General features: G+C 69.7%; 12 protein-coding genes. 7 read left to right on the forward strand and 5 right to left on the reverse strand.

All coding sequences use genetic code 11. From position 1 onward, the window contains the following. Positions 1-41: 41 nt before the first annotated feature. The 3 genes from FVO59_RS16690 to pdhA all read right to left on the reverse strand — a co-directional run bounded on the left by FVO59_RS16690 (position 42) and on the right by pdhA (position 2,409). Entirely contained in the window at positions 42-251 is a 210-nt protein-coding gene (locus FVO59_RS16690; protein ID WP_346265663.1) for a biotin/lipoyl-containing protein, read from the reverse strand. Continuing rightward, positions 248-1,228, reverse strand: coding sequence for an alpha-ketoacid dehydrogenase subunit beta (locus FVO59_RS10275; protein WP_259363542.1), 981 nt, complete (start codon positions 1,226-1,228; stop codon positions 248-250). The genes FVO59_RS16690 and FVO59_RS10275 overlap by 4 nt, the downstream gene beginning before the upstream one ends. A 77-nt stretch (positions 1,229-1,305) precedes the next feature. Next, a complete protein-coding gene (gene pdhA / locus FVO59_RS10280; RefSeq protein WP_182252550.1) occupies positions 1,306-2,409 on the reverse strand; it encodes a pyruvate dehydrogenase (acetyl-transferring) E1 component subunit alpha in 1,104 nt (367 codons plus the stop codon). Positions 2,410-2,563: 154 nt separating this feature from the next. Between pdhA and FVO59_RS10285 the strand changes: the two genes are divergently transcribed. Next, on the forward strand, positions 2,564-3,001 hold the full coding sequence (locus FVO59_RS10285) for an Lrp/AsnC family transcriptional regulator (RefSeq protein ID WP_182252551.1): 438 nt from the start codon (positions 2,564-2,566) through the stop codon (positions 2,999-3,001). A gap of 3 nt (positions 3,002-3,004) precedes the next feature. On the opposite strand, the gene FVO59_RS10290 is transcribed toward FVO59_RS10285, so the two are convergent. Next, a complete protein-coding gene (locus FVO59_RS10290; RefSeq protein WP_182252552.1) occupies positions 3,005-3,655 on the reverse strand; it encodes an HAD-IA family hydrolase in 651 nt (216 codons plus the stop codon). A gap of 87 nt (positions 3,656-3,742) precedes the next feature. Here FVO59_RS10290 and FVO59_RS10295 point away from each other — a divergent pair, with 87 nt between their 5' ends. The 5 genes from FVO59_RS10295 to FVO59_RS16695 all read left to right on the forward strand — a co-directional run bounded on the left by FVO59_RS10295 (position 3,743) and on the right by FVO59_RS16695 (position 8,603). After that, positions 3,743-4,867: a DUF998 domain-containing protein gene (locus tag FVO59_RS10295; RefSeq protein WP_182252553.1), complete on the forward strand. Its 1,125-nt coding sequence runs from the start codon at positions 3,743-3,745 to the stop codon at positions 4,865-4,867. A gap of 286 nt (positions 4,868-5,153) precedes the next feature. Next, on the forward strand, positions 5,154-6,602 hold the full coding sequence (locus FVO59_RS10300) for a glyceraldehyde-3-phosphate dehydrogenase (RefSeq protein WP_182252554.1): 1,449 nt from the start codon (positions 5,154-5,156) through the stop codon (positions 6,600-6,602). A 41-nt stretch (positions 6,603-6,643) separates the two neighbouring features. After that, complete coding sequence (locus FVO59_RS10305; protein ID WP_182252555.1) at positions 6,644-7,690, forward strand: winged helix DNA-binding domain-containing protein; 1,047 nt, start codon at positions 6,644-6,646, stop codon at positions 7,688-7,690. A 137-nt stretch (positions 7,691-7,827) separates the two neighbouring features. Beyond that, complete coding sequence (locus FVO59_RS10310) at positions 7,828-8,376, forward strand: acyl-CoA thioesterase domain-containing protein (RefSeq protein ID WP_346265664.1); 549 nt, start codon at positions 7,828-7,830, stop codon at positions 8,374-8,376. Further along, on the forward strand, positions 8,310-8,603 hold the full coding sequence (locus FVO59_RS16695; protein ID WP_346265693.1) for a thioesterase family protein: 294 nt from the start codon (positions 8,310-8,312) through the stop codon (positions 8,601-8,603). Before FVO59_RS10310 ends, FVO59_RS16695 begins: the two co-directional genes overlap by 67 nt. Before the next feature lie 22 nt (positions 8,604-8,625). Here FVO59_RS16695 and FVO59_RS10315 read toward each other — a convergent pair whose 3' ends face one another. Continuing rightward, positions 8,626-10,068, reverse strand: coding sequence for a helix-turn-helix domain-containing protein (locus FVO59_RS10315; RefSeq protein WP_182252556.1), 1,443 nt, complete (start codon positions 10,066-10,068; stop codon positions 8,626-8,628). A 108-nt stretch (positions 10,069-10,176) separates the two neighbouring features. Between FVO59_RS10315 and FVO59_RS10320 the strand changes: the two genes are divergently transcribed. After that, the gene (locus FVO59_RS10320; RefSeq protein WP_182252557.1) at positions 10,177-12,048 is read left to right on the forward strand and encodes a phosphoenolpyruvate carboxykinase (GTP); all 1,872 of its coding nucleotides are present in this window, start codon (positions 10,177-10,179) and stop codon (positions 12,046-12,048) included. Positions 12,049-12,061 lie beyond the last annotated feature (13 nt).

Consider the following 12,061-nt stretch of genomic DNA (forward strand, 5'->3'; position numbering starts at 1 on the left):
TGCGGAGTCCGCGACCTCGAGCACCGGCGCGCCGACCGCGATCACATCTCCCGGCTCGCCGTGCAGCGCCGTGATGACCCCGCGAACGGCGAGGGCAGCTCGACCACGCTCTTGGCGGTCTCGACCTCGGCGATCGCCTGGTCGGTCGTGATCGTGTCGCCGACCTTCACGAGCCACTGCACGAGACCGGCCTCGGTGAGACCCTCGCCGAGATCGGGCAGGCGGAACACCTGTGCTGTCGCCGTCGTCATCGTGCCGCCTCCTCATCGTCGGGGTACAGCGAGTCGATGGCATCCAGCACCCGGTCGGCATCGGGCAGATACCAGTGCTCGAGCTTCGGCGGCGCGAACGGGGTGTCGAACCCCGTCACCCGGCGCACCGGGGCCTCGAGGTGCTCGAAGCAGCGCTCGAAGACCCGCGCCTGGATCTCGCTCGCGACGCTCGCGTAGCCCGGCGCCTCGGCGACGACCACGGCGCGGCCGGTGGCGCGCACGGCTGCCGTCACCGTCGCGTCGTCGAACGGCGAGAGCGAGCGCACATCGATCACCTGCACGCTGCGGCCCTCCTCGGCCGCGATCTCGGCGGCCTCCAGGGCCACAGGCACCATCGCGGCGTAGGCGAGCACGGTCACGTCGGTGCCGTCGCGGGCGATCCGGGCCGTCCCCAGGTCGGCGGTGATCGAGGTGTCGACCTCGCCCTTCGTCCAGTACAGCTTCTTGGGCTCGAGGAAGATCACAGGGTCGGCCGAGGCGATCGCGGCGCGCAGCATCGAGTAGGCGTCCTGCGGGGTCGACGGCGAGACCACCGTGAGGCCCGGCGTATGCGCGTAGTAGGCCTCGGACGAGTCGCAGTGGTGCTCCACACCGCCGATGCCACCGCCGAACGGGATGCGGATGACCAGCGGCATCCGCATCGATCCGCGCGTTCGGTTGCCGAACTTGGCTACCTGGCTGACGACCTGTTCGAACGCGGGCAGGGCGAAGGCGTCGAACTGCATCTCGACGACCGGCCGCATCCCGTTCATCGCCATGCCGACCGCGGTCCCGACGATGCCTGCCTCGGCCAGCGGGGTGTCGAAGCAGCGGTCCTCGCCGAAGCGCTCGGCCAGTCCGTCGGTGATGCGGAAGACGCCGCCGAGCGCGCCCACGTCCTCGCCGTACACGACGACGGCGGGGTCGTCCTGGATCGCGTCTGCGAGGGCGCGGTTGAGCGCCGCGGCCATGGTCATCGTCCCGACGACGTGCGGTGCCGCGTCGAACCGATCGCTCTCGGGTGCGATCGCGCCGTCGTGGGTCTCTCGAAGGGTCATGCTCGTCCTCCTGCGTCAGAGAGCGCTTCGCGGTCGATCTCGCTCTTCAGCATCTGCCACTGCTCGTCCAGCTGCGTCGATCGCTCGGCGGTGACGAAGCGGAACAGGTCCTCGGGGTCGAGATCCGCATCGGTGTTCAGAGCCGCGCGCAGGGCGCCGGCGATCTCCTCCGCACCCTCGGCGAAGCGCTGCTCATCGTCGTCGGAGAGGGCGCCGCGTGCGACCAGATTCGCCCGAAGCCGGGTGACCGGATCGCGTTCGATCCAGGCCTGAACCTCCTCGCGCTCGCGGTAGCGCGTGTCGTCGTCGGCATTGGTGTGCGCCTGCATGCGGTAGGTGTGCGCCTCGACCAGCGAGGGTCCGCCGCCGCTGCGGGCTCGCTCGACGGCCTCGTCGAGCACGGCGAGCACCGCGGCGACGTCATTGCCGTCGACGCGCTGTCCTGGCATCCCGTATCCGATCGCCTTGTGCGCCAGCGACGGAGCCGCGCTCTGCCTGGCGAGCGGCACCGAGATGGCGAACTCGTTGTTCTGCACGAAGAACACCACGGGTACGTGGAACACCGCTGCGAAGTTCATCGCCTCATGGAAGTCGCCCTCGCTGGTGGCGCCGTCGCCGCAGAGCGCGAGGACCACGGTGTCCTCGCCGCGGTGCCTGGCCGCCTGCGCAAAGCCGACCGCGTGCAGCAGCTGCGTCGCCAGGGGCGTCGCCTGCGGGGCGACGTGGTGCTCGGCGGGGTCGTAGCCGCCGTGCCAGTCGCCCTTGAGTAGCACCATCGCGTCGGCCGGCGATACTCCTCGCCCGATCACGGCCACGGCATCGCGGTAGGTGGGGAAGAGCCAGTCGCGCTCCTCCAGCGCCAGGGCGGCCGCCACCTGACATGCCTCCTGGCCGTGCGACGACGGGTACACGGCAAGGCGTCCCTGACGAACGAGAGCGCTCGCCTGATCGTTGATGCGGCGTCCCTCGACGAGAGCGCGATACGCCTCGCGCAGCCTCTCGACGTCGGGTGCGCGGTAGCGGGAGTCCTCGATGCTCTCACCGCGCGGGTCGATCAGGCACACGGGGGTGTCGCGGGGGAGCAGGTCGTCATGCGTCATCCGGTTCGCCTTCCTTGCCGAACGTGAGGTGCCCTCAGCATGCCCCCTTATCGTCAGTCGTCCAACGTCTGCGCTGAATTGCCGAACGATTGGTCAGCTATTGCGTCGAGAAGCTGCAGAGTGTCAGGATTCAGTGACGGAAAGTGAGGGTGCAATGGCAGACCTGGATGCCACGGATCGCGCGATACTCGCCGAGCTGCGCCGAGACGCGCGGGCCTCGATGACGCACATCGCCGAGAGCGTGCACATCTCGCGCGCGGGCGCGCATGCGCGCATCAAGCGGCTGACCGAGGCAGGCGTCATCGCCGGATACACGGTGCGCACCGACCCGGTGCAGCTGGGGCATCACGCCTCGGCCTACGTCATGCTGGCGATCGAGCAGGCCACCTGGCAAGACGTCCAGACGCGCCTTCGCGCCATCCCCGAAGTCGAGCACATGGCTCTGGTCGGCGGCGACTTCGACGTCATCCTGCTCGTGCGGGCAAGCGACGCACGCGACCTGCGCCGCATAGTGCTCGAGGACATCCAGGCGATCCCGTCGATCCGATCGACGCGCACCACGCTGATCTTCGAGGACTTCAGCCGGGAGTGAGTGTCAGGCGAACGTGAGCCGGAAGCCGTCGTCGTCCGTCTCCACGCTCACCCGGGTCAGGTCGGCGACGGAGTACGTCGCCCCGTGCGAGGCCGCGTGCGCGCCGACGCCGATCACCCGCATCCCGGCGGCGAGGCCTGCCTGCACCCCCGCCTCCGAGTCCTCGAACACCACGCAGTCGCCCGGTTCGATGCCGAGGGTCGCCGCCGCCTTCAGGAACCCCTCCGGGTGCGGCTTCGAGTCCGTCACGCTCTCGGCCGTGATCGCGAGAGCGGGGACGGTGAGACCGGCCGCCTTCATCCGCGCCGTCATCAGCGGCACGTTCGCCGACGTGACGATCGCGTGGGGCAGCTCGCGCAGCGCCGCGAGCAGCTCGCCGGCTCCCGCGATCTCGACGACGCCGTCGACGTCACCGCTCTCACGGACGAGCATCTGGTCGTTCTCGCGCAGGTTGATCGCGTGATCGCGGTCGGGGAGCATGATCGCCATGCTCTGATGGCCCTGCCGCCCGTGCACCACGCTCAGCACGTGGGCAGGGTCGAGTCCGTGCGGCTCTGCCCACTCCAGCCACAGCCGCTCGACCACCGCGGTCGAGTCGACGAGGGTGCCGTCCATGTCGAGCAGGACGGCGCGGGCGTGGATCGTCTGAGGCATGACGCCAGGCTATCCGCCGTCGGAGGGAGAACGGTGCACCTGCCCTAGAGTGAGCCCGGAGCGGCTGCTGCGGGCAGCCGGATGCGCATGACACAGCTCAGGGATCGCGCCAGGACGGCGCTCAAGGTCGTCAGGCGTCTCGCGCGCTCGGCCGAGTCCATCGAGACGGCTGCCCTCATCGCGGGTGCTGCCGCGTTCGTCGTCGGCTTCCCGATCTCGTGGCTCATCTTCGGCACCTCGCGCCTGTCGATCACAGGCCCCGGATCGATCGGCTCGTACGCGGCCGTCGGCGGCGCGGTCGTCGCGGCCGTGGCCTTCGCCCTCGGGAGGCTGGCGGTGCGGCCCGAGGCGCCGGCACCTGACGAACCGAGGGACGGGTTCGTCGGTCCACCCGACCGGCTGCGCTGGTACGACCTGTTCGCGATCGGCGGCGCCTACGCCTCGATCGCCCTGCTGGGGTGGTTCGGCATCGCCCAGCTGCTCGAGCTCAGCTTCATCGGTGCTCCGGTCTTCGCCTTCCCCGGAGCGATCCTCGTCGGCGTGGCCTTCGCGCTCACCGCCTACGTCGCCTTCCACGGCGCGCTGCGGCTCACGCCGATGTCGCTCTCGCTCGACCTGGCGGTGTTCCTCGTCGTCGGGGCGTTCGCCGCGATGCTGACCTCGAGCGACCCGCAGTGGTGGCAGAACAACCTGTCGGCGCTCGGGCAGACGACGAACAGCGCGGCCCCGGCGTTCAACGTCACCCTCATCCTCTCGGGCCTGATCGTCACGACCATCGCCCGCTACGCCACGGCAGGTCTGCCCGTCGACACCACCGCCGAGCGCCGCTCGCGCACCCTCACCCGCGGTGGACTGGTGATCGTCGGCGTCTTCCTCGCGCTGGTCGGCGTCTTTCCCGTCGACCGGTTCTTCCTCGTGCACAACACGGTCGCGACCGGGATGGCCGTCGTGTACGCGCTGCTGGTGGTCGCGCTGCCCAAGCTGCTCCCCGGCCTGCCGCGGGTCTTCTACGCACTGGGCTACGTCTACGTCGGCGTGGTCGCGCTGCTCGGGGTGTTCTTCGCCACGGGCTATTACAACCTCACCGCCGTCGAGCTGATCGCCGGCGTGCTGATCTTCAGCTGGATCATCGTCTTCCTGCGCACGGTGAGCGCCGCGGGGACGACCGGAGCGGAGAGTCCGGCTGCCGCTGCGGCGGGCGCCGTGGGCTGAACCCCTCAGGCGAGAGGGGCGACGACCGCGACCGCGCCGATCACGAAGATCAGCGCGCGCAGCAGCTCGCACCCGTCGTGAGCGCGCGGATGCCGACGATGAGCACGCCTCGGTCCGGGTGTTAAGAATCGGGTTTCATGGCTCACAGACAGTCTGGTCGATTCTGCATGTCGGAATCGTCCTCTCGCGCGGGAGGCCGGCCCTTAGCCTGGTCGTGGCGGACCCGCCCCCCACATTCACCGCAGCGCCTGACCCGAGGGCGCTCGAGCATCACGCAAGGACGCACATGGACGATGTCGTGACACACCGCGACGACTGGAAGGCGAAAGAAGAGCTGGCAGAGCGGATGATCCCGCTCATCGGCGGACTCAACCGGGAGCGCGACGTCGTGACATCGCTGCACGGTCACCGACTGCTGGGGCTCTCGACCACGGGCATCCTCGAGGTGCACGAGCGCGTGGCGCAGCTGGGCCACCGCCAGATCGCGCTCACCGACACCCTCGCGGTGCTCGAGGCCTTGCGCGAGCTCGCCCCCGGCGCCTCGTCTCTCGATGTCGCCCGTCTGATCGAGGGCCACGCCGAGAGCGAGGACGATCTCGCCGCGTACCTGCGCGCAGCGCTCGCCCCCGCCCTCGGCGCCGAGCTCTCCGAGCCCGTCGACGTGGTGCTCTACGGCTTCGGCCGGATCGGCCGCCTGCTGGCGCGCATCATCATCGCGCACACCGGCGGCGGCAGCGGTCTGCGCCTGCGCGCGATCGTCGTGCGCCGCGGCTCCGACAACGACATCGTCAAGCGCGCGTCGCTGCTGCTGCGCGACTCGGTGCACGGCCGTTTCGAGGGCACGGTCACGGTCGACGAGGACAACTCGCAGATCATCGCCAACGGCAACCGCATCCAGGTGATCTACTCCGACGACCCCGCTGCGGTCGACTACACGGCCTACGGCATCGACAACGCGATCATCGTCGACAACACCGGCCGCTGGCGCGACCAGGAGGGTCTGAGCCGGCACCTGCAGGCGAAGGGCGCCGCTCGCGTCCTGCTGACCGCGCCGGGCAAGGGCGAGCTGAAGAACATCGTGCACGGCATCAACGACTCGACCATCGAGGCTGACGACCGCATCCTCTCGGCGGCGTCGTGCACGACCAACGCGATCACCCCGGTGCTCGCGGCGATGGACGAGGCGTACGGCATCGTGCGCGGTCACGTCGAGACGGTGCACTCGTTCACGAACGACCAGAACCTCATCGACAACTTCCACAAGGGTGACCGCCGCGGACGCTCGGCGGTGCTGAACATGGTCATCACCGAGACCGGCGCAGCCAAGGCCGTCGCCCGTGCGCTGCCTCAGCTGGCCGGCAAGCTCACCGGATCGGCCATCCGCGTTCCCACGCCCGACGTCTCTCTCGCCGTGCTGCACCTCACACTCGAGAATCCCGCCACCAAGGACGAGCTCAACGACTACCTGCGTCGCGCGTCGCTGCACTCGAAGCTGCGCCAGCAGATCGACTACGTCGAGAGCCCCGAGGTCGTCTCGACCGACTTCGTCGGCTCGCACCGCGCGGGGATCGTCGACGGTCTGGCGACCATCGCCAACGACCGCGACGTCGTGCTCTACGTCTGGTACGACAACGAGTACGGGTACTCGTGCCAGGTCGTGCGCGTGCTCGAGGTGATGGCGGGGACGCACCCGGTGGTGCTGCCCACCCGCCGCGAGGTGACGCTGCACGCCTGATCGCGCTCGCGATGTCGGAGGCCGCGCGGGATCATGGAGACATGGATCCCCGCGGCCTTCTCTCCGCCCGCCTGCGCTCGCACCGGCTGACCGCGCCCGCGGCGACGGTCGCCGACGCGTCGCGGCACATGCTCGCAGTGCAGAGCCAGGACCTGCTGGCGGGCCGGTGGGCGCTGGGGGTGCGCACGAAGGGCTCTCCGACGCTGGACGCCGTCGACGCCGCGTTCGCGAGGGGAGAGCTGGTGCGCGCGTGGACGCAACGCGGCACGCTGCACATCGTCCCGGCGAAGGACCTCGCCTGGGTGCTCTCGGTGACGGCGGAGCGCCAGAGACAGCAGGCCGCCGGGCGTCATCGCGCACTGGGCATCGACGACGAGGTGCTGGCTGCGGCATGGCGCGCGCTCGGCCCGGCCGCGAGGGACGGCGGATGCACGAGAGCCGAGTCCTTCGCCCTCCTGCGCGCGGCCGGGATCGAGCCGTCCGGACAGCGCGGCATCCATCTGCTGTTCGCCCTCACCATCGCGGGCCTCATCTGCCAGGGGCCGATCGAGAGGGCCGGAGCGATCTCGCGCGAGCAGCGGTTCGTCGCCGCCGATGACTGGATCGCTGGTCCGGCGCAGCCCGATGACCCGCTCGCAGAGCTCTTCGTCCGCTACATCGACGGCCATGGACCCGCAGGCGTGCGCGACTTCGCATGGTGGTCGGGGCTGACACTCGGTGCGGCGCGTGACGCCGCCGAGCGTGCAGCGGATCGCGTGCGCGAGGTCGACGACGGTCTGTTCGCGGCGCTTCGCGCCCCGCGGCGCAGCCTCGATGACTCGACGGCGTTCGCATTGCCGGCGTTCGATGAGTACTACATCTCGTACGCCGATCGCACACTCGTCTGCGACCCCGACCGCCTCGACGCCGTGGGACCGGGCAAGAACGGGATGGTTCGAGCGACGATCATCGAGCACGGCCGCGTGGTCGGCGTCTGGTCGCACGCCGACGTCGGTCGCGGGGCGCCCGCCGAGCTGTTCGATCCGGATGCCGACGCCGCGGCCGAGGCATCCGCCCTCGCGCGATTCGCGCGCTTCGTCGGCGACTGAGCCCCGCCTTCGTCAGCGACGTCGGCGAACTCAGACCGAACGCTGTGCCTGCGGCGTGCCACGCTGAGACACGCCGTCGTGCGCTCGAACCGTCTGTCAACTCCGACGACGCACGCGTGGCGCGGCATGATGGACGGGTGTCGAGCTACTTCCTGCGTCTGTCGGAGACCTCGTTCGAGCCCACCGCGCACGTCGGCGGGGCATGGAATCCCGACGAGCAGCACGTCGCCCCGGTCCTCGGGCTCCTCGCGCACCTTGTCGAGGCGGAGCACGTGGCGCGTCGCCCAGAGGCGCCCCTGGCACTCGCCAGGGCGAACTACGACATCCTCGGCGTCATACCGATGGCGCGCTTCGACGTCGAGGTGCGCGTCGTGCGGCCTGGCCGCACCATCGAGCTGGTCGAGGCGACCCTGAGCCAGTCGGGTCGCGCGGCGCTCGTGCTTCGGGCATGGATGCTGCAGCAGACCGACACGTCGGCGATCGCGGGGCATCCGCTGCCGCAGATGCCCCGCGCGGGGACCTGCCGCGCTGGTCGCCGGCCGATGTCTGGCCCGGTGGCGCCATCCGCTCGATCGACGCCCGTCGCGAGCACGTCGGCACCGGTCGCGCACGCTGCTGGATCCGACCGCAGCACCCGCTCCTGGAGGGCGAGCGGGTCTCGACCCGGTCGCGGATGCTGGGAATGACCGACTTCGCGAACGGCATCGCCACGCGTGTGGCGCCGGAGGCCGCGCTCTACCCGAACGTCGATCTGACGGCGAGCATCTTCCGGGAGCCCGTGGGGGAGTGGTTCGGCCTCGACACCTCCGTGTCGTTCGGCGCGGACGGCACCGGGCTCACCGAGTCGGTGCTCAGTGACGAGACCGGGCCCCTTGGCACCGTGTCGCAGACGCTGACCGTGCGCCCGCGCTGAGCGCATCGGGCTCGGCCGAGCCTCACTCGCCGGCGTGGCTGTCGAGGAACGCGTACACCTCACTGTCGTCGACACCGGGGAAGGCGCCGCGCGGCAGCGGACGGAACATGTGCGTGTGCACGCGGGCGCTGGGCCACGCGCGCCCCTCCCAGCGCTGGGTCACCGACGATGAGGCACGGCGGCAGCACGACTCGTCGGGGCAGGTCGATTGGGCGCGGTTCTGCGTCTCGCGCCCGCGCCACCAGCGCGCGTCGTCGAACGGCACACCCACCGTCACCGAGAACCCGCCATCGGTCGACGACCCGGTCTGGGTGGCGCACCAGAAGGTCCCGGACGGGGTGTCGGTGTACTGGTAGTGCTCGGTCGTGCGGTTGCGCTGCGCGAACGCGGCCCGCGCACCGAACCGCCGGCAGGCCGGCTGGCCCTCGACCGCACCGGTCACATCCATCGGCAGCGGGAGGTCGTCGTTCTCGTACACGCGGGTGATCGCGCCGTTCTCGTCCACACGCAGGAAGTGCAGGCGCATGTCCAGGTGGTGGGTCATCAGATTGGTCATGCGCATGCCCGCTGCCTCGTGCGTGACGCCGAAGGCGTCGCGGAAGTCCTCTACGGCGAGGTTGCGGTCCTTCTTCGCCTGCTGCAGGAAGGCGACGCCGGCGGTCTCGGGGATCAGACAGCACGCGGCGAAGTAGTTGATCTCGAGACGCTGCTGCAGGAAGTCGGCGTAGTCGGTGGGCGGCGTGTGCCCGAGGATGCGATGCGCCATCGCCTGCAGCGCCATCGAGCGCAGCCCGTGCCCGCCGGGGATCGATGCGGGCGGCAGGTAGATCCGGCCGTGCTCGAGATCGGTGATCGAGCGCGTGGAGTGCGGCAGGTCATCGGCGTAGATCAGCTCGAACCCGAGTTTCGCGGCCATCAGGGTGACCGTGCGGTGCGTGAGCGCGCCGGACACGTGTCCGGCCGCCTTCAGGTGCTTCTCGGCGAGGACCTCGATCTCGGGCAGGTAGTTGTCCTGTGCGCGCATCGTCAGGCGCATCTCGGTGTTGGCGCGACGGGCCTCCTCCGGAGTCGCGATCGCCTCCGTCTCGCGGCGGTGCAGTTCGCGGTGCAGCCCGAGGATCGCCTCGATGGTCTCATCGCTCATCGTCTTCGACACCCGCACGCCCGCGATGCCGAGCTGACGGAAGATCGGACTCGACTGGGCGCGCTCCAGCTCGATCTCGAGCGCGGCGCGGCGGTTCGGCGGCTCACCCGAGATCAGATCCGCGACGTCGGTGCCGCACGCCTCGGCGATCGCCTGCAGCAGCGAGAGCTTCGGCTCGCGCTTGCCGTTCTCGATGAGGCTCAGCTGCGAGCCGGCGATGCCGACCTTCGCGCCCAGGTCGTCGAGCGTGAGGTTCCGCGCCGTGCGGTGATGCCGGATGCGATGCCCGAGGGTGCTGAGTTCAAGTCCGCTGGTCGCCATTCCTTGAGCATATCCGAAAAATTGGAGCTTCTTTCAACCTAGGTGACCCGCAAACACTGCGAAACCTAGCGGAGGATGGGTTCACCGCACTTGCTTGAAGGAGCTCACATGGCACTCGCCGACACGTTCACGTCCCGTACCGACTCCAGCGCCCAGGCGCGGGGCCTGGGGGACGTGCCCGCGTACGACACCCCTTCCATGGCAGAGCTGCGCGCATGGGTCGACGGCATCGCTGCGCTCACTCAGCCCGAGCGAGTGCATTGGATCGACGGATCCCGCGCCGAGAACGACGCCCTCCTGCACGAGCTCGTCGACGAGGGCAAGCTCATCAAGCTCAACCCCGAGTGGCGGCCGGGCTCCTACCTCGCCCGCTCGCACCCGAGCGATGTCGCACGCACCGAGGGGCGCACCTTCATCGCATCCGAGAGCGAGAAGGACGCCGGCCCGACGAACAACTGGACCGACCCGGTCGAGATGCGAAAGACCCTCGACGGGCTGTTCGAGGGCTCGATGCGGGGACGCACCATGTACGTCATCCCGTTCTCGATGGGACCGGTGGGCGGCGCCCTCTCGCACATCGGCGTGCAGATCACCGACAGCGCGTACGCCGTGGCATCGATCGGCATCATGACCCGCGTCGGAGACGCGGTCACGCGTCAGATCGCCGACGGCGCGCCGTGGGTCAAGACGGTCCACACCGTCGGCGCGCCGCTCCAGCCCGGTGAGCCAGACGTCGAGTGGCCGTGCAACGACGAGAAGTACATCGTGCACTTCCCTGAGACGCTCGAGGTCTACTCGTACGGTTCCGGCTACGGCGGAAACGCCATCCTCGCCAAGAAGTGCTTCGCGCTGCGCATCGCGTCGGTGATCGCCCGCGACGAGGGGTGGCTCGCCGAGCACATGCTGCTCATCCGGGTCACCGACCCGAAGGGGCGCGCGTACCATGTCGCAGCGGCCTTCCCCTCGGCCTGCGGCAAGACCAATCTCGCCATGCTGCGTCCGACCATCCCCGGGTGGAAGGTCGAGACGCTCGGCGACGACATCGTCTGGATCCGTCCGGGCGAGGACGGCCGCATGCACGCGATGAACCCCGAGGCGGGTTTCTTCGGGGTCGCACCGGGAACGGGGGAGTCGACCAACGTCACAGCGGTCGAGACCCTCTGGGGCAACACCATCTTCACCAACGTCGCGCTGCGCCCCGACGGGGACGTGTGGTGGGAAGGGCTCACCGACACTCCGCCGGCGAACCTGATCGACTGGCAGGGCAACCCGTGGACGCCGGAGTCCGGCCGACCGGCCGCGCACCCGAACTCGCGCTTCACCGTCTCGGCCGCGCAGTGCCCCCAGATCGCCGAGGACTGGGAGGACCCGGAGGGCGTTCCACTCGACGTCATCCTGTTCGGCGGTCGCAGGGCGAGCAACGTGCCTCTCGTCGTCGAGGCGACCGACTGGAGCCACGGCGTCTTCATCGGCTCGACGATCTCGTCCGAGCGCACCGCCGCCGCGGAGGGCAAGCTGGGCGAGCTGCGCCGCGACCCCTTCGCCATGCTGCCGTTCTGCGGCTACAACATGGGCGACTACTTCGCCCACTGGCTCAAGGTGGGCCGTCAGCTCCGCTTCGACCGTGCTCCGCGCATCTTCCAGGTCAACTGGTTCCGTCGTGGCGATGACGGACGCTTCCTGTGGCCGGGGTTCGGCGACAACTCCCGAGTGATCGACTGGATCATCCGTCGTATCAGCGGAGAGGTCGGGGCTGTCGACAGCCCGATCGGCCGTCTGCCGAAGCGCGAGGACCTCAACCTCGACGGCCTCGAGATCACGGATGCCGACCTCGATGAGCTGTTCGACGTGGACGTCGACGCATGGCTCGCCGAAGCCGATTCCACCGAGGAGTTCTACGCCATGTTCGACGAGGCGCTGCCCTCCGCGCTTCGGAGCGAGCTCGAGGCCCTTCGCTACCGCCTCAACGCCGCTCGCTGAGCGCCTCTCCCCG

Source organism: Microbacterium esteraromaticum, assembly GCF_014084045.1.
Lineage (GTDB): Bacteria > Actinomycetota > Actinomycetes > Actinomycetales > Microbacteriaceae > Microbacterium > Microbacterium esteraromaticum_D.